Here is a 22,665-nt window from a genome sequence, read left to right as displayed (position 1 = left end):
TTAAGTGGAATGACTAATCACTAACTCTATAGATGTCAACCGCTGCAAAACTTGCTTTAATGCGATCGCAGTCCAATCTATATCCGCTGCTGTTGTATCCCGCCCCAATGTGAGACGAATTCCCCCCAAAGCCGCCTTTTCGCCATAACCCATCGCTAGCAAAATCGGGCTAGGACTAAGTTTACCACTATGACAAGCTGCACCTGCACTGATGCCAATACCGGCGAGGTTCATTTGTCGTACCAAGGTTTTACCGCTGAGTTTTTCCCCGTCAGCTTGTGCAAGATAAAAACTGACATGATGCGGTAAACGGTTAACTAAGTCACCAGTGGGAATTAAACCGGGAACATCTGCTAAATTAGCAAAAAGGCGATCGCGCAATTTGATTAATCTTGGCGTTTCATCGGCTAATTCAGCCAGCGCTAATTCAGCCGCTACCCCAAAACCCGCAATTATCGGTACAGCTTGAGTCCCTGAACGCAGTCCCCTTTCCTGTCCCCCACCAGACACCAAAGGCTGCAAATCCACACCAGGACGCACATACAACGCCCCAACGCCCTGCGGCCCATATATTTTATGGCTAGAAAGACTCAATAAATCAACAGGTAAACTTTGCACATTTATCGCCAAACGTCCCACCGCTTGCACTGCATCTGTGTGAAACAAAGCCCCATGTGCTTGGGTAATCTTTGCCAATTCCTCGATGGGTTGGACTGTTCCCACTTCACTTTGTCCGTAAATCACCGAAACCAAAACGGTGTTATGACGCAATGCAACCTTTAAATCTAGCGGGTTGACAGTTCCATTTTTATCCACACTCAAGCGTGTCACTTCCCAACCCCACCTCTCCAACAACCGCACCGGTTCAGCAATGGCAGAATGTTCTACGCAAGAAATAATTAGATGTTGCGGCACATTATACCAACGGGCAACACCCATAATTGCCAAATTATCTGCTTCTGTACCGCCATTCGTAAAGATGATTGATTCTGGATTTGCAGCGTTGATTAATCCCGCAACTTGGACTCTCGCTTGTTCGACAACCATTGCTGCCCGCTTACCCCACTCATGTAAACTAGAAGGATTGCCCCATTCTTGAGTGAGAACTGCTTGCATTTTAGCGATCGCTTCCGGGCGAGTGGGAGTAGTAGCACTGTAATCTAAATATATTTGCATATAACCAATCGATAGTGAAAACACAAGCTACCTAGATAGTCAGTACCAAATCTGGGTACTTGTGCGTTTATTGGGTGGATTTTTTAATTTGCTGGTGCAGATATTTCTCTACATAATCTCACACGCACCATTTTGGGAATGATAAATACGTGTACCCCTAATCCACTTTTAGCAGATTACCGTGTCTATTTTTCCTCGCCCAAGGTATTTTTCTTATATCTTTGTATTCATCCTCACCCTCACTGCTTGTCAACAAGTCCAATCGTCCAAGCAGCGTCTAGCACCCTTACCGCAAGATCCATTAGTTCAAGTTTACTTTAACCATTCCCAGTCCTCAGAATATCAAGAACCTTATCGTCAGCAAAACCGCTTAGGAGATGACTTAGAAAAACAAATAGTCAATGCCATTTCCCAAGCTAAATCTACAGTTGATGTAGCGGTACAAGAATTGCGTTTACCCAAGGTAGCCCAAGCGCTAGTTGATAGACAAAAAGCCGGGGTAAAGGTGAGGTTAATTTTAGAAAATACCTACACCCGCCCTTGGAGTAACTTCACAGCAGCCGAAGTCGGGAAGTTAGAAAAAAGAGAACAGGAACGCTATCAGGAATTTCGTCAATTTATAGATATTAACCAAGACAAACAACTCAGTCCAGAAGAAATTAATCAACGGGATGCTTTAGTAATTATTCAAAACGCCAAAGTTCCCTTAATAGATGACAAAGCTGATAATTCATTGGGGAGCAAATTAATGCATCACAAATTTGTGATTGTAGACAATCGCATTGTGATTCTCACCTCAGCCAACTTTACCTTGAGTGATACATTTGGTGATTTTACCAATCCCAGTAGTTTAGGTAATGCCAATAACTTATTGCAAATTGACAGTCCAGAATTAGCAGCTTTATTTACAGAAGAATTTAACATTTTATGGGGCGATGGGTCAGGAGGTAAACAGGATAGTCAATTTGGCATCAACAAACCCATACGTCCGCCCAAAGAAATCATTTTAGGAAACACCAAAATTACTGTTCATTTTTCCCCCACTTCCCCAACACAACCTTGGACTAACAGCAGTAATGGTTTAATAGGTAAAACTTTAGATGCCGCCACAAAATCTGTAGATATGGCATTGTTTGTCTTTTCAGATCAGCGACTGGCAAACATCCTAGAAAAACGCCATGAAGAAACTGTAGAAATCCGCGCTTTAATAGAACCACAATTTGCCTATCGTCCCTATAGTGAAGCCTTGGATATGATGGGAGTTGCACTCAGTAATAAATGTAAATATGAACTTGATAACCAACCTTGGAAAAATCCCATTACCACCGTTGGCGTACCAATTTTACCTAAAGGTGATTTGCTACATCACAAATTTGCTGTAATTGATAGCCAAACAGTGATTACAGGTTCTCATAATTGGTCAGAAGCCGCCAATAGTGGCAATGATGAAACCTTGCTAGTCGTTGAAAATCCCACAGTCGCTGCTCATTATGTGCGTGAATTTTCTCGTCTCTACGCCAATTTTAAACCTGGGTTACCACCAAAACTACAAGCAAAAATTACAGCCGAAGCCAAAAAATGTCCCCAAATTAAAACTCCTTCATCAAGTGAAAACAAGGCAATTACAAAAGTCAATCTCAATACCGCAAGTCCAGAAGAATTAGCAACTCTCCCTGGCGTGGGTAAAAAATTAGCGCAAAAGATAATCATTGCCCGTCAACAGCAAAAGTTTACATCTTTACAAGATTTAGAACGAGTACCTGGAATTAGTTCTAGGATGGTAGACAAATGGCAAGAACAGGTAACTTGGTAACAGTCTTGATTTAGTTGTAAACTCGCTATTTCCCAAACAATTGGCATATCCTAAACCAGAATAGACTAGCAATTGTCCTAGTTTGTGATTTAAAACCTCAGATGCACACTGAAAAATTATCTGTGTTTATCTGTAGTGGCATTTTACTAAGCTTGATTTTTGCCAGAGGTCTAATACCCAACTAATACCAATTTTATGTGAGGCTGCACAGAATGAAGAAATTAATTTAATTATCCATCTTTATCTGCGTTTATCTGCGTTTATCTGCGGTTAACTCTTTTTCATATCTTATTCTATTGTGCAGACTACATCACGCCAAATGAGACGATTGACTCTGCTGCATGGCATAATCTCCTTTTTTTTCAATACCACTATTCTAGCGATGAGTATTAATATCATTGCCTCGCTGATTTGAAAATTGTTTGACTCTACCAAAAGTATAGTAATTTTGATCTCTGCTTGCAGAAAGAGGAAAGGCGATCGCTAAATTTATAGCATAAACCCAAGTTAGATGATGATCGGAGCAGGTTTATGTCTTATAACAGCATAGAGGAATTACCTCAGCAAATCAAAGAAGAACTCCCTGTACACGCCCAGCAGATTTTTGTTGCCGGATTCAATGCAGCCCAAAGAGACGGTATGACCGAAGATGGTGCCCTTGAAGTTGCTTGGAATAGCGTTAAGAATGAATACGAACCAGGCAAAGATGGCAAATGGCACAGAAAACCTGAAGACCCCGCCATCCATCATAAAGCTGTTATGTCTGGCGGCAACTAATTTTATTTGACATAAATGTTAAAATAAAGGCAGTTTGTGATATGTATAAACTGCCTTTTATTTTATCAGCAGAATGAACAATACTACAATTCTTTTTCGTCCAATTGGTCAAAAAGAACTTGATTTAATCGTAGCTAGCAGCTATACAGCTTTTCCTCCAAGACTGGCTTACCAACCAATTTTCTATCCTGTACTCAATGAAGCCTATGCCGTACAGATTGCCAGAGATTGGAACACTAAAGATCAAGCTTCTAGCTATGTTGATTACGTGACAAAATTTCGAGTAAAAAAAGATTTTTTAGACCAATATACCGTGCAAACTGTCGGCAGTTCGCAACATCAAGAGTATTGGATACCCACTGAAGAATTAGCCGAATTTAATGCCAACATTATTGGTAAAATCGAAATTATTGCTGAATTTAGAGCAGATGAAGAGAAATGCTGATTATCCAAAATGAAATTACTATCCGTCTTATGGAAGACGATATAGATGATTATCAATTAATGGAGAAATGGCGCACCGACGAAAAAGTTTTGAAATTTTATGGCGGACGAGATTACCCTTATTTTTTAGAAAAAATCATCGAAACATATCAACCTAGAGTCCGAGGAGAGGAAAAAGTAGTTCCTTGCCTTTTCTATTATCAAAATCTTGCCCTTGGTTATTTGCAATATTATTCTCTTAATGATTTACCAGAAAACCATAGACAAATGTATCGTCTAGAGTCAACCGATGCTGTTTATGGAATTGACTTATTTATCGGTGAAACTAACTATTGGAATCAAGGTATTGGGACAAAAGTACTTACAGCAGTGATCAACTATATTTTTACCGAACTTTCATCTGTTAAAATTGTGATTGACCCAGATGTGAAGAATCTCCGCGCCATCCGCTGCTATGAGAAATGTGGTTTTGTGAAAGTGAAGCTGTTACCCTCCCATGAACTGCATGAAGGGAAGTATCAGGATTGCTGGCTGATGGCAATAGAACGCAAGAAATCATTACACTGAAGTTAGTTGCCCTGTTGGGATTTACCTTCCCTTAGAAACCATGACTCAACAACCTGCGAGAATTTGTATACTGGGTGGAGGCTTTGGCGGTCTCTACACTGCCCTACGCTTAAGCCAGTTACCTTGGGAAGCTACGCCAAAACCCGAAATTATTTTAGTAGATCAAAGCGATCGCTTTTTATTCTCTCCCTTACTCTACGAATTACTCACTGGTGAACTGCAAACCTGGGAAATAGCCCCACCCTTTGAAGAACTACTAGAAGGCACAGGTGTCCGCTTTCATCAAGGAATCGTCTCGGAAATTGATATCGACCAGCGACGGGTACAGTTACAGGATGGCACGAAAATTATTTGCGATCGCTTAGTCTTGACATTAGGCGGAGAAACACCCCTAGACTTAGTACCCGGTGCAGCCGACTACGCTTACTCCTTCCGCACAATCACAGATGCCTATCGCCTAGAAGAACGCCTGCGAGTCTTAGAAGAATCCGCACCAGAGAAAATTCGCGTAGCCATTGTAGGCGCAGGTTACAGCGGTGTAGAACTAGCCTGTAAACTAGCAGACAGAATCGGCGAAAAGGGACGCTTCCGACTCATTGAAATCGGCGACCAAATTTTGCGAACTTCCCCAGAATTCAACCGCGAAGCCGCCAAAAAAGCTTTAGACGCAAAAGGCGTATTTATTGACTTAGAAACCAAAGTCCTATCAATTGCCCAAGATACCATTTCCCTAGATTACAAAAATCAGGTAGATACAATTCCCGTAGACTTGGTAATTTGGACAGTAGGAACGCGAGTTGCACCAGTCATCAAAACCCTACCCCTCAAACAAAACCAACGCGGTCAAATCAGCACTACCCCCACCCTCCAAGTCCTCGACCATCCAGACATTTTTGCCCTAGGAGATTTAGCCGACTCTCGTGATGCCGAAGGTCAGCAAGTCCCCGCCACCGCCCAAGTAGCATTTCAACAAGCCGATTATGCCGCTTGGAACATTTGGGCCTCCTTAACCAATCGCCCCTTACTTCCCTTCCGCTACCAACAATTAGGCGAGATGATGACCTTAGGAACAGATAACGCCACCCTCACAAGTTTAGGCATCAAACTAGACGGGCCTTTAGCATACGTCGCCCGTCGGCTAGCTTATCTCTATCGATTGCCCACATTAGACCATAAACTAAAAGTTGGTTTTAACTGGCTAGTTCGCCCAATAATCGAAACCCTTTCAAAGTAGAAATTCACCAGACAACTGTATGTAAGGCTAATGGTAATTCAGTTGACTTTGTGATGTTTAAACCTAGAAGCTCCCCCCCAACCAGTAAGTGGCGTTTGAGTAACAAAACCCAACATTTCCGCGACGAAAGTTGGGTTTAACTTCGTTCTAGCCCTACTACATTTTTCTTAACTGAACCTTATACCTTATTGTCTTAAATCCTCTTCAACCCCCTTTCTAAGGGGGTCGCCACAGGCGGAGAGATCTTATTTGAACGACATTGGAACATGGTGTATACCCAAATTGACAATGATAAAAATATTCAAACTTCTGAAATCAAACTGATTTTGGGATTTCTTTGCCATCTATTTAGAGATTCATAGAAAATTTTAACCTGGCGGCAAAATCTGATTTTAATAATTGGGATAGTTTGGTACTGGATAATTTAAACGAGTTCTTTTCCTTCTTTTTGGCGCTCTCGCTTTAGCATCATAAAAGATCGGATATTTGCAATTTACTATAGCGATACAATTTATGACATGATGATGAATATAATTGGCGGCTTTGTTAGTTTTGCAATTTTAAAATGGAAAACATATAGCGGTTTTCAGATCAGTGAGGTACAGTTTTAAATCGCAAAGTCTGTAGGGGTTTCCCCGCCCTCGACTGTATTTCATCCGACCGAGAATCGCTATAAGTGCAAATCCGCTTTGAACAGTAACATCAGTTGCTTCAACGGGGAAAACTCCTAACCCGCACTGGCTCTACCACTCGGCACTTGGTATTATGGAACGACCGAAAGTAATTTTTTTAGATGCTGTTGGCACAATCATCGACGTCAAAGGTGGCGTAGGCAAAGTTTATAGTGATATAGCCCAGCAATTTGGTGTTACAGTTTCCGCTGAAACATTAAATCAAAGCTTTCGCCAAAGCTTTAAAGCCGCACCACCACCGAGGTTTCTCGATACCGATGTGCAAGATATTGCCCAACGGGAGTTTGATTGGTGGCGAATTGTCGCCCTAAACACCTTTGAAAGCGCAGGTGTTCTCAAGCAATTTTCCGACTTTTCAGGTTTTTTTAGCGAACTCTATATCCACTTTGGCACTGCTGAACCGTGGTTTGTCTATCCCGATGTGCTGCTGGCTTTGGTAAACTGGCGTCGGTTGGGAGTTGAACTCGGAGTGTTGTCTAATTTCGATTCCCGGCTTTACTCGGTATTACAAAGCTTGGGACTGAGAGATTATTTTGACTCCATCACCATATCCACCCAGGTGCGTGCAGCTAAACCCGACCCCCAAATTTTTGCTGTGGCTTTGCAAAAGCATAACTGTTCCCCAGATGAAGCATGGCACATTGGCGACAGCATAACAGAAGACTATCACGGCGCTAAAGCAGCTGGACTCAGAGGTATTTGGATTAACCGCGAGAAGCAGTCGTGAAGCGTAAGTAGGTAGGCACAAATAATTAAAAGATCGTGTAGTAAGGTGTGTTACGGCTGCCGTAACGCACCGAAAACCCTACTTTCTGGGGTTTGAGATTGCCACGTTCCCTATGTCCGAAGGCTCCCGTAAGGGATACGCAATCACAAGTATTTAAAAGCGAAATTTTTTCGCAGATTCCATAATTTCCACGTTTCATAAGTCACAAATTTTACGATAGGCTCTAAATTATCAGTAATTTAACGAGTCCTAGCCAATGAAAAAACGCTTATCGCAAATTTGGCAGCAGTTTCAGCAATCCTTCTCAATAGAAGAGCGTCTAAATACCACTCTGGATACTGGAAAGGCAGTTTTAGAAGCAGCAAAAACCCTTAAAGAACAAAGCCCCAGTTTAGAAATATTACAATCTGTGCTGCAACATTCATCTTCACTATTAGATGTGTTGTGTTTACCAGTAGTTCAGGTAGTGGATGCGGGACTGCCTTTTGCGTCAATTGGTATTGCCTTGCTGAAGTTTTATCGTGAATTAACTCAGCAAGACCCTTCTCTAGAAGACTGTGTATTTATAGTTAGTCAAACAGCATATCTAGAAAGTGCTAAAGAAATTTTATCTTTATACCCATCTGTTGATTGGGATGGCGAACCTAATAATAATGAAATAGTCAGAAAAAAACTGCAAAAACTTAAAGATTTTGAATTAGATTATCAACTTGCCACAAATACAATTGCCTGTTTCCATGAATCAGAATTAGCCAAAGCTTTCAATCAAGTATTAATGGCAAGGTTGACAACAGTCAAAACTACAAAATATCAAGCTCATCTATTAACAGAAAGAATTGCTTGGAATACTCATCGCTACTTAATTAAAGCTTGGATAGAGTCAGGTGAAGCCATTAAGAATGTAATTCAACCTTCTTTCGGTTACTGGCAACAAGAGCAGCAAAACTTCCAAAGCATTAATGAATATTTGCAAGCACATATTGCCACTAGACCTTTAGATAAACTACTTGATGAAAACTTTTTAATTAAAGAAGTTTATATACCTTTAAAATCTCAACCTATAGATAAAAATGGCTCAATAGATAAAAATGCTGATGCCTTAGATTTAGACACATGGGCTAAGAGGAATCTCCTAAAACCAGACAATCTAGAACAGGTGATGTTTATCCAAGGAGCGCCAGGAAGGGGTAAAAGTGTCTTTTGTCGGATATTTGCTGATTGGGTACGGCAACATTTACATCCCCTATGGACACCAATTTTAATTCGTTTAAGGGATATTGACTTTTTTGAACTCCGGCTAGAAGATATCTTAAAAGCAGAACTGAAAGTCAGTTTTATCCAAAGCGATGATAACTGGCTGACGAATAAAAATACCAGATTTTTATTTATTCTAGATGGCTTTGATGAGTTACATATTGAGGCAAGAAAAGACCTCAATTTAGAAGCATTTATCAAACAGGTGGCGAATTTCCAACAAGATTGTCAAATTTACCAGTCAATGGGTCATCGAGTCTTAATTACTGGTAGGTCGATGGCTTTACAAAATATCTCAGAATTACCCCGCAACTTAGAGCGGGTGGAAATTAGCGAAATGGATGGGCAACTGCAAGAAAAATGGTTAAAAAAATGGTCAGCATTACCAGATAACCAGGGTAAACCTACAGACTTGCAAAAATTTTTGCAAAATAAAAGATGTCCAGCATCTGTGCAAAAATTAGCTCAGGAACCGCTATTACTTTACTTATTAGCGGCAATGTATCGAGATGAAAAATTAGGAATTGATAAATTAAAAGAAGCTAACGCCAGAACAGCCAAAGTTTTAATTTATCAAGAAGCTGTGAACTGGGTGCTAACAAAACAGCGCTCTGAGGCAGATGGCACTAATTTAAATAATCAAATTACTAAACAGCTACCTGAAGATTTAAAGCGCATTCTCACAGAAGCGGCTGTATGTGTTGTGCAGTCGGGCGGTGAATTTGCTTCTATGTCAATGTTAGAAGCCCGTTTAGAAGAAATTGAAAAAGCTAAATATAACTTGGGTGATGAATCGCTGAAAACAACTTTAGCAGCTTTTTACATTCGTCCGGCACATCAACAAGAGGGCAGAGTTGAGTTTTTCCATAAAAGTTTTAGTGAATTTCTGTTTGCAGAACGCCTAAAACAAAATATGCAATCTTGGTCAGAATTGACTTCTGAAGACGAAATTAAACAGATGAATTGGCAGATTTACGATTTGCTGGGTTTTGGTGGACTCACATCAGCGATTGTCGAATATGTGATTGGGTTGCTAGTAGAAGTTAAAGATTTACTTTGGGTACGCTTATTTAAGCACTTAGATAATTTTTACAGTGAATGGTGTCAAGGTAAATTTATTGATGATGCTAAGGAGACTTTAGCCCAAACAAAGCTGCGACAGTTGCAAAAGTACGGCATTCACAAACTAGGTCAACGTCAGGTTGATATTTATGTGGGACTGAATGTAATGATTTTGCTGATGGAGTTACAGCGCTATGGTCAAGAGCATGATGTGCTTAAAGAACACATACTTTTCTATCCATCGGGTCAGCCAGAAGAAGGTTTGATAAACCAATTGCTTGAAGTTATTCACTACAGTTATTGTTTGCCGGGTAAGACTTTTAATAGTATGGTTGGGCAATTCTTGAGTGGTGCAAATCTCAGAGGTGTAAACCTGGTACATACAGACCTCAGCTATGTAAATCTCAGCCATGCAGACCTCAGCCGTGCAGACCTCAGCCATACAAATCTCATTCGTGCAGACCTCAGTAGTGCATACCTGATTAATGCTGATATCAGAGGTGCAACCCTTGTAGATGCAGACCTCAGCCAAACAAATCTCATCCGTGCAGACCTCAGCGGTGCAGACCTCAGTTATGCAGACTTGAGTGACGCAGACCTGAGTGGTGCATTTCTCAGTGATGTTAATTTTATGGGCGCTAACCTCAGTGGTGCTAATTTCAGCGGTGCTAACTTTAGTGATTCCTTTGGTAAGGATATTCGCTGGAATGAAGATACAAAATGGGAAAATGTGGACGGGTTAGACATAGCTAAGAATGTGCCAGCAGCTTTAAAACAACAGTTGGGGTTGAATTAAACTCACAAAAATACCCAAGAATCTCGCCCTAATATCATGTCTGGTAAATTACATATTGCTGAAGAACCCCACCCCGCTTTCCTCTGTGCTTTGTCTCCCCTCCCCGCAAGCGAGGAGGGGGTTTTTTTATTACTTCCATCCCAGGGTTAGATTAGTTAATTTCTTTAACGTAGACGCGTAGCGCTTACCGCAAAGGACACCAAGGAAGAAAAGGAAGAGAATTAAGAAATCTTTTGCTGGGAAGGGAGTAATTATTTTTCTCTGTCCACAAGTTATAAATTTTACGCTAGGCTCTAGGTTACTAGCAATACTACGAGTCTAAGCGGATGAGAACGCGCTTATCGCAAATTTGGCAGCTTTTTAACACTGATATCAGGGAGTTAATCTCAGCGGAGACTGTGGGAACAGCGGCTGAGTCTACTAGTGCAGTTGTGGAAATAGCGAAAACTTTGCAAGAACAGGGTAAAAGCCTGGAATGGTTAAAACCTTTGGTAGAAAATTCCGGCTCACTTTTAGGAATTTTGTGTAGTCCAGGAGTGCAACTGATTGGTTCAGGGTTGCAGTTCGTGCCAGTAGCGATCGCACTTTTCAAAGTTTACCGCAAAAGGACTAAGCAAGATCCTTGTCTAGTAGACTGCGTAGCTATCATTAGTCAAGCGGCATATCTAGAAAGCTTTGCCGAGATTTTAGCTCAACACCAGCAATTATTAGCTAGTTGGCAGAGTCAACCTAAGGGTGATGCAACGCTAACTAAGGCACTGCAAGCATTAGAGGATTTTGAGTTGGATTCTGAATCGGCAAAAAGTGCGATCGCATCTTTTCCTGATTCCCAATTAGTGAAACAATACAATCAGGTATTATCAGCCAGGTTGCAACTATCAGGACTGTCTGTAAATGAAGCTGAGGATTTTACTGAATTAGTTGCCCGAAATACCGAAATCTATTTTTTTAACGCTTTATCAGCATCTCGTGATTCTGTCAAGTTATTAGCCGAATTATATAGCAATGGTGGCATAGAAGTACTCAAGAAATACGACAGCATCAGAGTTTACCTAGAAACCGAAATTGAGCCTAAACCCCAGGAAACAGTATTTAATGAAACTTTTTCCTATAGAGATATTTATGTTAAGCCTAAAGCGAGAGGAGTAAACGCTAATGGCAAGATTGATAATCAATCTGAAACATTTGATTTAGAAACTTGGGTTAAAAATCTTCTTTTTGACAAAGACCCCAAAAACCAAAGCCAAGTAATATTTATTCAAGGCGGGCCAGGCAGGGGTAAAAGTATTTTTTGTCGGATGTTTGCAGATTTGGTGCGCCGGGATATATATCGTAGGTGGACACCGATTTTAATTCGTCTGCGAGATATTGAAGAATTTCAGCCGAGTTTAGAAGAAACTTTGCGCTCAAGGTTAAAGTTTGATTTTGCATTGAGAGATAACTGGCTAATTGACCCGCAAACAAGATTTTTGTTTATTTTAGATGGTTTTGATGAGTTAAGAATTGAGCGCAGTAACAACCAAACTGTAGAAAGATTTATTAGGCAAGTAGGAAGATTTCAACACGATTGCCAAGAGAATAAATCTATGGGGCATCGAGTTATAATTACAGGTCGAGAAATGGCTTTGCACGGAATTGACCGCCTACCGCCAAATTTGGAACGGGTGGAAATTGCGGAAATGGATATAGACTTGCAAAGTCAATGGTTTAATAACTGGCGAAGGCATTCTGACGCAGATAAAGCTATAGCATTTCAACAGTTTTTGCAAGATAAAAAACATTGCCCAGAAGCTTTAAAAGAGTTAGCAAAAGAGCCACTATTACTATATATGTTAGTGGCAATGCATCGAGATGACGAATTAGATATTAGCAAGTTTGAGCAAGCAAGTGGTACAGAAGCCAAGATTTTAGTTTATGAACAAGCGCTAAATTGGGTACTGAAAATACAGCGCTCCGATTCTCGCCACCCTGAGTTAAATGACGAACTGACTAAACAAAAACCAGAAGCTTTAAGGAGACTGTTAGCAGAAGCAGCGGTTTGTATTACACAGTTAGAGGGGGAAAGTGCTTCTATGCAGATTGTGAAAGCACGCTTGCAGCAAGATGATGAAGTTAAACAATTAATTGAAGCAGCCGAAAAACAACTTGGTGAAGAAGCGCTCAAAACTGCATTGAGTGCTTTTTATATTAAATCTGATGGTAGTGGGGGAGTTGAATTTTTTCATAAGAGTTTTCGGGAATTTCTCTTTGCGGAAAGGCTGAAACAAAGTTTAGAAGATTGGACAGAACCAGGTAAGCGCGGTAAAAACTTCAATATTGATGAGCAAAAGCTGCATTGGGAAATTTACGATTTACTCGGCTATGGTGGATTAACACAAGAAATTGTGAAATATCTGATGGGATTGCTAGTTAGGAGTAATGAATTTCGACCAGTGCAGTTATTCCAACGCCTTGAAGATTTTTATATTCGTTGGTGTGATGGGGAATTTATTGATGCACCACCAGAAAACTTTCCCCAGAAAAAGATGCGGTTACTACGAGAGCAAGGAAGTAAGCTAGGTCAGCGTCAGGTTGATATTTATGCTGGGTTAAATGTGATGATTTTGCTTTTGGAGTTGCATCGATATGCTCAAGAGCGAGATGATCTTAAACAAGAAATTGTTTTTTATCCATCAGGTAAAGCAGAAGAATATTTTAGGACAACCCAACTGCTTCGCATCATCAACTACAGTGATTGCTTTCAAATTGCAACTTTTAATAGTGTAGTTGGACAATTCCTCAGCGGCGCAGACCTCAGCGGCGCAAACCTCAGGGGCGCAGTCCTCAGCCTCGCAGACCTCAGGGGCACAAACCTCAGCGGCGCATACCTCAGCGGCGCATACCTCAGGGGCACAAACCTCAGTGGTGCAGTCCTCAGCGGCGCAGACCTCAGCGGCGCAAACCTCAGGGGCACAGACCTCAGCGGCGCAGACCTCAGCGGCGCAGACCTCAGCGGCGCAGTCCTCAGGAACGCAGGCCTCAGGGGCGCAGACCTCAGGGGCGCAGACCTCAGCCGCACAGTCCTCAGGAAAGCAGACCTCAGCCGTGCAAACCTCAGCGGCGCAGACCTCAGCCGCGCAAACCTCAGCGGCGCAAACCTCAGCGATGAATTTTCGGGCGATATCCGCTGGGATGAAAAGACAAACTGGGAAAATGTGCAAGGGCTAGACACAGCTATTAATGTCCCAGAAGCCCTAAAACAACAATTGGGACTGAATTAAACAATTAGCTTGAGCAGTTCTCGTTTGGATGCAGTACGCTTTGACCTCTCTCCAAACCTCTCTCCTAGGAGGAGAGAGGCTTTGAGGTTTTCTCCCCTTCCCGCGTCGGGAAGGGGTTGGGGGTTAGGTCTGTATTCGACTCAACTGCAAACCGCGATAATTTCATAAACCCAACAAAAAAGCCCTCTCCCCCTCTTCCTTGGCGTCCTTGGCGTCTTGGCGGTTCGTTCCTCCTCCCACCCCAACAGAAAAAGCGCCCCCTCCTCCTCTGTGTCCTCTGCGCCTCTGCGGTTCGTTACTCTACCTCAAAAACAACTCCCGAATGCCAGTACTGCCAATTTCCACCGCCAGCGCCGCCAACAGAAAACCCAAAAGCTGAGTGATAATCACCCCACCCTCCGCACCAATCCAAAAATCAATGCGGTTAGATAGTCGCATAATTAACCAACTGACAAACATCGCCGCGACAATACCCGGTACCACATCAAGATAGGGACTCTCCGACTTTGTCATTAACAACATTACCGTCGTCAGTGTACCCGGCCCCGCCAGCAACGGCAAAGCTAGAGGTGTAATTGCTACATCCCGTCCTTCTTCTATAATCGGCGTATTTAATTCACCCCGGAGCATTTGCAAAGCGATTAATAGCAACAACAAGCCCCCAGCTACCCGCAAAGACCCCATACTGATTTCCAAATAATTCAAAATTACTTGCCCAGTAAAGGCAAATAGTAACAAGATAGCGATCGCAATCACGACAGCTTTATCTATAACGTGGTTTCTTTCTTCTGGCGTCATACCTTTAGTTAAAACCAAAATTATCGGTATATTGCCCACAGCATCTGCCAAAACAAACACCGCAATAAAACTTTGGACAAATACAGAGGTATCCACAGCAGACAGCGCTTATCATGGTTTGCCCACAACTTTACCACAAACCCTTGCCCTTTCCTATAACCAAGGAGAATGGATGGGAATAGTCAGCATTTTCCCGAAAAGCCAAACATCCGCGATTCTTATGCGGCTCCATGAGGCTTCAAGTAACGATATATTTAAAAATCTGTACTGTATAAATCCACTGTTCTTATTTGAATCTATGAAGTCTTATTTAGCCGCCGCTATTCAAATGACCACCGTGCCCGATTTACAGAAAAACTTGGCACAGGCAGAAGAATTAATTGATCTGGCAGTGCGTCAAGGTGCTGAATTGGTGGGTTTGCCAGAAAATTTTTCCTTTATGGGAGAAGAAAAAGACAAACTAAGCCAAGGAGATGCGATCGCTTTTGAATCAGAAAAATTTCTCAAAACAATGGCGCAACGCTACCAAATTACCATCCTGGGCGGCGGCTTTCCAGTCCCCGTAGACAGCACGGGCAAAGTCTACAACACTGCTTTACTCATCGACCCCAATGGTCAAGAACTCGCCCGCTACCACAAAGCACACCTCTTTGATGTTAACGTCCCCGACGGCAACACCTATCGAGAATCTAGCACTGTCATGGCTGGGACCCAACTGCCCCCCGTCTATTTCTCAGAAAAACTCGGTAACATCGGACTTTCAGTTTGCTATGATGTCCGCTTTCCCGAACTATATCGACATTTGTCAGATAAGGGAGCCGATGTCATATTTGTTCCTGCGGCTTTTACTGCCCTAACTGGCAAAGACCACTGGCAAGTATTACTACAAGCTAGAGCCATTGAAAATACTTGCTATGTGATTGCTCCGGCTCAAACCGGCACCCACTACGCCCGTCGTCAAACCCACGGTCACGCCGTGATTATTGACCCTTGGGGCACCGTTTTAGCTGATGCTGGTGAACAACCCGGAATTGCGATCGCAGAAATCAAGCCCACCAGACTCGAACAAGTCCGTCGTCAAATGCCATCCTTACAACATCGAGTGTTTTAGAAACTTGGATAATCACCTGTCATTCTGAACGCTCCGCAAACGCTCAGAATGACATTTTTTTAAACCGATTTTAGGGTGGGTATTATCTACCCGATAAATACTGTCAATCTAATTTTTACTTGCTATCCCAAATCAAATCTAAACGCTCCTGAGCTTCTTTTAGGGCTTTTTCGGCGGAAGATTTACCTAGTAATGTAGATTCAATTGCTCGACCAAGACTATCAGATAAACGGCTATATCCAGCAATGATAGGTTGAGGATATGCCACAGACAATTGCTCAAAAAATACTTTTAAAATGGGCTTTTTGTTGATGAATTGCTGATAAGCTTCGCTTTGAGCAGATTTGAGGGTGACAGGCAAAAAACCCGTCTCAATACTCCATTCTGTTTGGAATTCTTCACTCAATACATACTCTAAAAATTTGAGTGCAGCTTGCTCTCTTGCTGGTGTGGTTTTCATCACAAAGAAATTTCCAGTACCTGTGACTGTAGCCGGCTTCACACCTGCGGGTATGGGGAAGACTTGATGATCAACTTGAGACTTCGCTATCAACGTCCAAGGGCCTGTGATCTGCATAGCAACGCGTCCCTGAAGAAAAGCGTCCTCTTCATAACCCCGTTCTGGGGGAGAAAGCATTGCTGAACCATCATTTATCAGGTCTTGCCAAAATTGTAAAGCTGCGATCGCACCTTGATTCGTTAAATTCGGTCGATTATTGGTGACAACCTCCCCTCCAGCACCAAATAAGAAAGGGAACCAACTAACCACAGTCCATCCTCCTTTTCCTAAAGGTAGCAATATTCCATACTGTTCAGGTCTGCGATCGCCATTTCGGTCTATAGTCAATTTTTTGGCAACTTGTCGCAATTCTTCCCAAGTCTTGGGTATCTCTGTGATTCCCGCAGCTTCAAAAAGCTTAGGGCGGTAGAAAATACCAAAATTACTGGTGTTCATTGGCACTGACCAGATATGACCGCCTAACTGCATTTCTCCCAGTAGATTAGGTCTGATATCTGACTTCACTGGCAATTTGTCTAACCAATCTTCTAAAGGTCGAATTGCCCCTAATTCCGCAAATTGACCTGTAAATTCAGGGTGAAATGATAGGAGGTCTGGCGGCACATTGGCAACCACTGATGTTAATATTTTTGGTAATTGAGGTTCACTCTCAAAGATAGATTCCACCTGAATATCAGGATGAGTTTGATTAAATTTATCTACTAGCTTTTGAAAAACATCTCGATTTGCAGGGGGATTAATAGCTTGCCATAGTGTCAGATGAATTACCCCATCTTCATTTTGTTTTATGCCCTGACAACTAGATAAAAATATCAGACACAAACTGAGAATAATTCTTAGAAGCGAAAGCTGCCAAGAAACATGCCAAAAATCTCTAACTTTGGAAAATATAAATTTAATATTCATACAAATTATTTAGATCTAAATATTAGGTTACATGGCACATTATTCATCACTAATCATACTCATTGAAAAAGAATTTGCTTGCTCATACTTTCTAATCTGTTAGCGCAGCTAGTTTCACTAAATAATTGTGCAATTTGCTCAGAGCGATCAATCCTCTCTTGAGGAGTTTTTACATGGTCAATAATAGCTGCTGCTAATGCATCCACATCACTTGGTGGTACTATTGTTCCACATTTCAGTACTTCAGAAATTTCACGGGGGCCAACTGGACAATCAGTGGCAATAAATGTTACTCCACTAGCTACAGCTTCTACCAGAACCATACCAAGTCCTTCAAAATGAGAGGTAAGTATAACTGCTCTAGACAGTGAGAAGTAAGCTCTAGGATTGGGGACAGATCCAGCAAAGAGAACAATATCGCCAATGGCTAAAGAATTTGCTAAAGCTTGCATCTCTGTTTCTAAATCACCGTCTCCTAGCAAAATAAGCCGGATATTTAAGTGATTTTTACTAACTTTAGCAAATGCCTTGAGTAAAGTTTTATGATCTTTTTGACGGTGGAATCTAGCAGCACATACAAAGGTAATTAACTGAGAATTATTTAACCAAGAATCGGCTGTAGGATGAAGAGGTTGGTTACTTATATCATCTATGGCTGGATTGTAAGATATCAGTATTCGCTTCTGATTTAAACCAAAATTTGAGAATCTTTCATAAAGAGTCTTGCAAACAAATACTAATCCACTAGCTTGCTGAAGCGCACGCAGATCAATCTGGCTAGTAAGACTTATAGATATGTTCTGGATTAATGCGCTGATGGGATTTGTTTTAGGTTTAACCTGTGATTCAGAGATATAATCACTGTGAATATAACTAATGTAAGGAACAGACAAACTTCCAGGGATGAATTGAGATATATAAAAGAGTTTAGTGATAAATACACTATGACAAACAATAATATCCGGTTTCTGTTCAGCGATGATCCTACTTAATTGTATCGCTACCCATATTTGATGTATTGCTCCGCCAATATAATATAAAGAGCCTGCAATTTTCATCACAATGACTGTTTGGGCTGCTTTAAAAGATATCTCCCATCGTGGATCTAAAATAGTAAGAACCACAGTAGAGATTTTATAACCAGCTTTGACTTGGGAAGAAATTAGCGAATCTGCTACTTTTGGCGCTCCACCAAGGTTATTCAGAACTATATGACAAATATGCATAGTTATAGGTAGTATTTTAGTCTCTAAAGCAAGATAGACAATGAGCCAGATACCCCTAGTGCAGTACTTTCCACTAAGTCTGACTATGCGGACTAAACTGTTTTTGTGGGGCTTTGAAAAAATGAAACAGCCGGGCTTTAAATAAGGGAGGTGAAGCAGCAACTTCTAACCCAAAATTTTATGCTTGCAGTTCCAAAACACTTTTGGTAACACTATTTTCCGCTCTTGTATAAAGATATGTTTGTAGTTCGGGGACTTTTTGTGTTTTGAATATTTTCACTGCTCGTTGCCAAAAGTCTGTATCTTCTCCGTAGTGGATATTTTCAAATCCCCCCAACTCAAAAAATACTTTTCTCTTGCCAAAAAATGTAGGGCCTAAAACACATTCTCGCAAATTAATTGTTTTACCTGGTTGAAAATAATCTGCCACAAAAATCTCTTCTTCACTGGCAAATCCACCTTCAATTAAATCAAGTTCCGGATGATTTTTCATATATTCAAGTCGCGATTCTAGATGATTAGGTTTGTAAGCATCATCACTATCGAGAAGTGTAATATATTTGCCAAAACTTGCCTGAATACCAGCATTTTTAGCGTAGGCTTGTTTCTTATTTTGATGTTTTAGATATCGGATATTTGGAAATTTTTGCACATAACGATTGACAATTTCAAAGGTGTTGTCTTCGCTACCATCATCAGCTATGATCAGTTCCCAATCTTTAAACGTTTGATTAATCACACTATTAATGCCAACATCTAAATATGTAGACCTGTTGTAAGTACAGATAACAACTGATATTTCCGGAATTGGGTCAAATTTTATCGGACTCATATGTATTGTCATTAAAATTAAGTGTTACTACTGGCAAAAGCTGATCACAACCAATTCAGTATGCCATCATCTGCATCTAAATTTACCTCTTCACCCACGGGTAAGGCTGCATTTGGGCTATTGTGACCAAAAGGCAAGTCAGAGACAATGGGAATCCCCAAATCTCCCAAGCGATCGCGCAAAACTTCCTCTACAGTAAAGCTAGGTACATTTGGCGGCGCCTCACATTTAGTAAAGCCCCCCAAGGCAATACCGCAGACTTTAGACAAAGCACCACTTAAACGCCACTGTGTCAGCATTCTGTCGATGCGATAGGGCGCTTCTGTGACATCCTCAAAGGCTAAAATTACACCGTCAAGATGGGGTTGGATTGGTGTACTCAAAAGATGAGTTGCTACTGTGAGATTACCAGGTAACAAAATCCCTGTAGCCACACCGCCACCCCAACCGCTACCTTGCAAAGGTGCTAGAGGACGACCTTCTAGTAAATCAAATAATCGCTGGATTGACCATTCAGGCTCATCTGCAAGGGTGGTAAGGACGGGAGCATGAACGCCAGAAATTCCTACTGTATAAAGGCTCCACAACAGGGCAGTAATATCAGAAAAGCCGATTAGCCACTTGGGTGAGATTGAGTTTTGTTGCCAATGCCAATCTTCCAAAATGCGGGTGCTGCCAAAACCACCTCTGGCACAGAGGATACCACGGCAATCAGGATCAAGCCATGCTGAGGCTAGGTGGTGGCGGCGGTTTTCGTCTGTTCCTGCTAAATAACCCCAGCGGTCATCTATGTTAGGGGTTATTTCTACACGATAACCATGCGATCGCCAAATTTCCACCCCGCGCGTAAATGTCTGTAATTCTCGCAAGGCCCCACTAGGGGCAATTACCCGGAGTAAGTCACCTGGTTTTAAAGGTGGTGGAATAATTTTTGTTTGGGTATTTTCCCTTGGGGTTAACATCAATTATTAAAATTTAGGTTTTTGAAAAAAACTAAGTAGAAAAGATTGATTCAGTTTAGAATACAAACTACTGATAAAAATAGCTAAATTCATGGTTAATTATCCGGCTCCAGCTTTCTTAAGCGACTATTGGCAAAATGCATTTAACTTAAAACAGCATTTACAGGAATTTTTGCATTTAGATTCAGAAACACTAGAAAAAAACTTAGCGGCAGGACAGGAATAAATACCCTTTTCACCTCGATGAGCCTCAAGTAATAGAGACTTTTTACAAAACAATTCAGAGCAAATTCTTAGAAGTTTTTCAGCCTTATTACACTACATCTCGCTGCTACCGTAAATAAGGTTGAGTTTAACTCAATTCCCACAGTACTTTTTATCTGTAAAGATAAAGTACTGTGTTTATAGACTAGCATGGGTATCATACCAAGGTTCTTTGATGTTGAGCGCGTCTAGGAGCATCTTCCCCACAGGGAATCGGTGAATAATCCCCTTGATCCCGAATATTTTGTAATTTAAAAAAATGCCTTTGTAGGCTTTGATTACTTCACTTTGCGAGAGCCAAATACCTGGTGTTTCTTCTCCAAAGAGTCCAGTAGCACCATATTCAAACTGATGGGGGATATAGTTGCCTTGTCTTGCTGGTGAGGGACAAACCTGTTGAGTTACTTTCGCTTGGTTGATGGCTTTGAATTTCTGATAACCAAGTTCTTTTAACAGCGCCAGTTCTTCAAGCAACGCACTCCAAGAAGCCTTTGTCGATTCCATAGATATGAACTGTGGTTTAATCTCAAACTGCCGTAATGCTTGTATGCACAATAAATCAGCACCTTCAATATCTACTTTGAGATAGTAAGGAATACCAAACTCTTCCAAAACCCGTTCAAATGTGCGCCCTTCTACAATCATCTCAACAGAACGCGTACCAAAGGCGCTTTCACCCTCACGTGCCCAATCTACTGAAGTCGTACCCCAAAAAGTTCTGTCCAAGTTGGCGTAAAAGGTGACTGGCTCGTCTTTCGGTGATATGGCAACATTTAGGAGGGTAAGTTGACCATTTTCTATGTATGAATTTAGACGCTTTTTCGTAGATTCGTAAATATCAGGATGAGCCTCAATGCCCACAACTCGAAAGCCTTTTTTTAAGTAAAACTCCGTGTCTTGACCTGTGTGAACACCGACATCTATGATTAAATTGCTATTCATCGTTTAAAATATTTGCTCTTAATTTTCAAAATACTCATTTTTCAAAATACTCATAAATTATATAGGCTTATGGTTGCGGTTCTTGGGGTGTATCTTCCGGTTGATCTTCTTGTTTGGGCAACCCACGCACTCGATTAAGATGATTCAAAGCATATCGTGCTGTTGCTTGCACTTCAGGATCAGTGTCTTCCGCTGCATGGCGCAATATCTGACTCATTTGCCCCATCATGTCATAAACGCGAGCTAAGTCACGAATGGCATTTTGCCGCACATCTGGACTTTCATCTTGCATTGAGACTGCTAAGGCACGGTTCATCGGTTTAAGGGTGCGGATGCCAATTTCCGCCAAAGCTGCCAAAATTAAGCCGTGTTGTTGGGAATCAGCATCAATCATCAGGTCTACCAGTGGGTTAATTGCCCGCGAGTCTCCCTGCTGTCCCAAATCCCAAATGGCCTTCCTCCGCTTGATTGGGTCAGGACTGTGTAAGTCTTTAATCAATTCATCAACGATATTGAGTTTAGCCAGACGGGAAGTTTTTTCTGGTGGTAGTAATTTTGTAGGTCTTGCTGTTGTTTGTATAAAGGTTACTTCCTCAGCATTATCTTCCGACTTTGGTAACGGTGGTGTCACAGGGTCTTGACTAGCTGCATTCAACGTTTCCCTCTCTAAGGTTTGGGACTCTTGGATTTGTGGACTCCTAGTAAATCGTCTGATTAGGTAGAGAATTGCGCCAATAGTTCCCAGAAGTCCCAGTCCTAATAGTGACCACCAGATGAAACCTCGTCGAGTTTGTTTTGGCTGGGTAATTGGTTTAGGGGTGGGTTTAGGAGTGGAGACAACTGAGTTCTTTGCCGTTATTGCTGCTTGCAGACTTTCCCTAGTCGTTTTACCAGCAATACCGTCTGCGATCAAGCCTTTTGCTTGCTGAAATTTAGCAACAGCAATTCCGGTACTTTCGCCGTAATCTCCATCTACCACACCCTTGTAGTAACCTAACTCCTTTAATTGGGTTTGTAGTACTTGCACATCTGGCCCTTGTGTACCAGAACTGAGATCGGTTGACGAGGGGGGTACTGTAGAACTGGCTTGTGCAAGTTCTAAAATTTTTGGTGCTAGGTTAGGCGTAACCGTGCTGGCGTAACTTGGGTAAAAACCCAGGCCAGAAAAACAGGTGAATATCAAGATTGAGGAAGGCCATAGCCTCATATTCCAAGTTTCAGCCTGAACGTGCTTTTTAGTCATTAGTCATTAGTCATTAGTCATTAGTCATTAGTTATTAGTCATTAGTTATTAGTTATTAG

General features: G+C 41.6%; 18 protein-coding genes. 10 read left to right on the top strand and 8 right to left on the bottom strand.

All coding sequences use genetic code 11. The features are described 5' to 3' along the window. On the bottom strand, window positions 1-1,176 hold the full coding sequence (locus tag CYLST_RS29105; protein WP_041233330.1) for a cysteine desulfurase family protein: 1,176 nt from the start codon (window positions 1,174-1,176) through the stop codon (window positions 1-3). Window positions 1,177-1,357: 181 nt separating this feature from the next. On the opposite strand from CYLST_RS29105, the gene CYLST_RS29100 reads away from it, so the two are divergent. The 9 genes from CYLST_RS29100 to CYLST_RS29065 all read left to right on the top strand — a co-directional run bounded on the left by CYLST_RS29100 (window position 1,358) and on the right by CYLST_RS29065 (window position 13,802). Continuing rightward, window positions 1,358-2,989, top strand: a complete 1,632-nt coding sequence (locus CYLST_RS29100; protein ID WP_015211323.1) for a DUF655 domain-containing protein — start codon at window positions 1,358-1,360, stop codon at window positions 2,987-2,989. Window positions 2,990-3,287: 298 nt separating this feature from the next. Further along, a complete protein-coding gene (locus tag CYLST_RS36440; RefSeq protein ID WP_281172801.1) occupies window positions 3,288-3,404 on the top strand; it encodes a DUF1345 domain-containing protein in 117 nt (38 codons plus the stop codon). A 116-nt stretch (window positions 3,405-3,520) separates the two neighbouring features. Then, window positions 3,521-3,766 (top strand): ChaB family protein, encoded by a 246-nt coding sequence (locus CYLST_RS29095; protein WP_015211322.1) that lies wholly within the window; start codon window positions 3,521-3,523, stop codon window positions 3,764-3,766. Between the two features lie 73 nt (window positions 3,767-3,839). Next, entirely contained in the window at window positions 3,840-4,211 is a 372-nt protein-coding gene (locus CYLST_RS29090; protein ID WP_015211321.1) for a hypothetical protein, read from the top strand. After that, window positions 4,205-4,777 carry a GNAT family N-acetyltransferase gene (locus CYLST_RS29085; protein ID WP_015211320.1) on the top strand — a complete coding sequence of 191 codons (573 nt, stop codon included), beginning with the start codon at window positions 4,205-4,207 and terminating at the stop codon, window positions 4,775-4,777. Before CYLST_RS29090 ends, CYLST_RS29085 begins: the two co-directional genes overlap by 7 nt. A gap of 40 nt (window positions 4,778-4,817) precedes the next feature. After that, window positions 4,818-6,011: an NAD(P)/FAD-dependent oxidoreductase gene (locus tag CYLST_RS29080; protein ID WP_015211319.1), complete on the top strand. Its 1,194-nt coding sequence runs from the start codon at window positions 4,818-4,820 to the stop codon at window positions 6,009-6,011. Between the two features lie 765 nt (window positions 6,012-6,776). Beyond that, on the top strand, window positions 6,777-7,430 hold the full coding sequence (locus tag CYLST_RS29075) for an HAD-IA family hydrolase (protein WP_015211318.1): 654 nt from the start codon (window positions 6,777-6,779) through the stop codon (window positions 7,428-7,430). A gap of 256 nt (window positions 7,431-7,686) precedes the next feature. Beyond that, the gene (locus tag CYLST_RS29070) at window positions 7,687-10,542 is read left to right on the top strand and encodes an NACHT domain-containing protein (protein ID WP_015211317.1); all 2,856 of its coding nucleotides are present in this window, start codon (window positions 7,687-7,689) and stop codon (window positions 10,540-10,542) included. A 326-nt stretch (window positions 10,543-10,868) separates the two neighbouring features. Next, window positions 10,869-13,802 carry a pentapeptide repeat-containing protein gene (locus tag CYLST_RS29065; protein ID WP_015211316.1) on the top strand — a complete coding sequence of 978 codons (2,934 nt, stop codon included), beginning with the start codon at window positions 10,869-10,871 and terminating at the stop codon, window positions 13,800-13,802. A gap of 300 nt (window positions 13,803-14,102) precedes the next feature. On the opposite strand, the gene CYLST_RS29060 is transcribed toward CYLST_RS29065, so the two are convergent. Continuing rightward, window positions 14,103-14,696 carry a MarC family protein gene (locus CYLST_RS29060; RefSeq protein WP_015211315.1) on the bottom strand — a complete coding sequence of 198 codons (594 nt, stop codon included), beginning with the start codon at window positions 14,694-14,696 and terminating at the stop codon, window positions 14,103-14,105. 202 nt (window positions 14,697-14,898) lie between these two features. Here CYLST_RS29060 and CYLST_RS29055 point away from each other — a divergent pair, with 202 nt between their 5' ends. Further along, the gene (locus tag CYLST_RS29055; RefSeq protein WP_041233996.1) at window positions 14,899-15,711 is read left to right on the top strand and encodes a carbon-nitrogen hydrolase family protein; all 813 of its coding nucleotides are present in this window, start codon (window positions 14,899-14,901) and stop codon (window positions 15,709-15,711) included. Between the two features lie 115 nt (window positions 15,712-15,826). Here the strand turns inward: CYLST_RS29055 and CYLST_RS29050 are convergent, their stop codons facing one another. The 6 genes from CYLST_RS29050 to CYLST_RS29025 all read right to left on the bottom strand — a co-directional run bounded on the left by CYLST_RS29050 (window position 15,827) and on the right by CYLST_RS29025 (window position 22,606). Continuing rightward, window positions 15,827-17,137 (bottom strand): ABC transporter substrate-binding protein, encoded by a 1,311-nt coding sequence (locus CYLST_RS29050; protein WP_015211313.1) that lies wholly within the window; start codon window positions 17,135-17,137, stop codon window positions 15,827-15,829. 59 nt (window positions 17,138-17,196) lie between these two features. Beyond that, on the bottom strand, window positions 17,197-18,363 hold the full coding sequence (locus CYLST_RS29045; RefSeq protein WP_015211312.1) for a glycosyltransferase: 1,167 nt from the start codon (window positions 18,361-18,363) through the stop codon (window positions 17,197-17,199). Window positions 18,364-18,541: 178 nt separating this feature from the next. After that, window positions 18,542-19,195, bottom strand: coding sequence for a glycosyltransferase family 2 protein (locus CYLST_RS29040; protein ID WP_015211311.1), 654 nt, complete (start codon window positions 19,193-19,195; stop codon window positions 18,542-18,544). A gap of 44 nt (window positions 19,196-19,239) precedes the next feature. Further along, window positions 19,240-20,157 carry a S66 peptidase family protein gene (locus tag CYLST_RS29035; protein ID WP_015211310.1) on the bottom strand — a complete coding sequence of 306 codons (918 nt, stop codon included), beginning with the start codon at window positions 20,155-20,157 and terminating at the stop codon, window positions 19,240-19,242. A gap of 402 nt (window positions 20,158-20,559) precedes the next feature. After that, window positions 20,560-21,363 carry an FkbM family methyltransferase gene (locus tag CYLST_RS29030; protein WP_015211309.1) on the bottom strand — a complete coding sequence of 268 codons (804 nt, stop codon included), beginning with the start codon at window positions 21,361-21,363 and terminating at the stop codon, window positions 20,560-20,562. Between the two features lie 67 nt (window positions 21,364-21,430). Next, window positions 21,431-22,606: a peptidoglycan-binding protein gene (locus tag CYLST_RS29025; RefSeq protein WP_015211308.1), complete on the bottom strand. Its 1,176-nt coding sequence runs from the start codon at window positions 22,604-22,606 to the stop codon at window positions 21,431-21,433. Between the last annotated feature and the right edge of the window lie 59 nt (window positions 22,607-22,665).

The sequence above is a fragment of the Cylindrospermum stagnale PCC 7417 genome (genome assembly GCF_000317535.1).
GTDB classification, from domain to species: Bacteria; Cyanobacteriota; Cyanobacteriia; order Cyanobacteriales; family Nostocaceae; genus Cylindrospermum; species Cylindrospermum stagnale.
This window is presented reverse-complemented; position numbering and strand designations above follow the sequence as displayed.

What these genes read in the sequence shown, in the direction of transcription:
- CYLST_RS29075 (WP_015211318.1), top strand. Translation starts at nt 6,777, where the DNA reads ATGGAACGACCGAAAGTAATTTTTTTAGATGCTGTTGGCACAATCATC.
- CYLST_RS29085 (WP_015211320.1), top strand. Translation starts at nt 4,205, where the DNA reads ATGCTGATTATCCAAAATGAAATTACTATCCGTCTTATGGAAGACGAT.
- CYLST_RS29035 (WP_015211310.1), bottom strand. Translation starts at nt 20,157, where the DNA reads ATGTTAACCCCAAGGGAAAATACCCAAACAAAAATTATTCCACCACCT.
- CYLST_RS29050 (WP_015211313.1), bottom strand. Translation starts at nt 17,137, where the DNA reads ATGAATATTAAATTTATATTTTCCAAAGTTAGAGATTTTTGGCATGTT.
- CYLST_RS29095 (WP_015211322.1), top strand. Translation starts at nt 3,521, where the DNA reads ATGTCTTATAACAGCATAGAGGAATTACCTCAGCAAATCAAAGAAGAA.
- CYLST_RS29055 (WP_041233996.1), top strand. Translation starts at nt 14,899, where the DNA reads ATGAAGTCTTATTTAGCCGCCGCTATTCAAATGACCACCGTGCCCGAT.
- CYLST_RS29065 (WP_015211316.1), top strand. Translation starts at nt 10,869, where the DNA reads ATGAGAACGCGCTTATCGCAAATTTGGCAGCTTTTTAACACTGATATC.
- CYLST_RS29090 (WP_015211321.1), top strand. Translation starts at nt 3,840, where the DNA reads ATGAACAATACTACAATTCTTTTTCGTCCAATTGGTCAAAAAGAACTT.
- CYLST_RS29040 (WP_015211311.1), bottom strand. Translation starts at nt 19,195, where the DNA reads ATGAGTCCGATAAAATTTGACCCAATTCCGGAAATATCAGTTGTTATC.
- CYLST_RS29105 (WP_041233330.1), bottom strand. Translation starts at nt 1,176, where the DNA reads ATGCAAATATATTTAGATTACAGTGCTACTACTCCCACTCGCCCGGAA.
- CYLST_RS29070 (WP_015211317.1), top strand. Translation starts at nt 7,687, where the DNA reads ATGAAAAAACGCTTATCGCAAATTTGGCAGCAGTTTCAGCAATCCTTC.
- CYLST_RS29080 (WP_015211319.1), top strand. Translation starts at nt 4,818, where the DNA reads ATGACTCAACAACCTGCGAGAATTTGTATACTGGGTGGAGGCTTTGGC.
- CYLST_RS29030 (WP_015211309.1), bottom strand. Translation starts at nt 21,363, where the DNA reads ATGAATAGCAATTTAATCATAGATGTCGGTGTTCACACAGGTCAAGAC.
- CYLST_RS29045 (WP_015211312.1), bottom strand. Translation starts at nt 18,363, where the DNA reads ATGCATATTTGTCATATAGTTCTGAATAACCTTGGTGGAGCGCCAAAA.
- CYLST_RS29025 (WP_015211308.1), bottom strand. Translation starts at nt 22,606, where the DNA reads ATGACTAAAAAGCACGTTCAGGCTGAAACTTGGAATATGAGGCTATGG.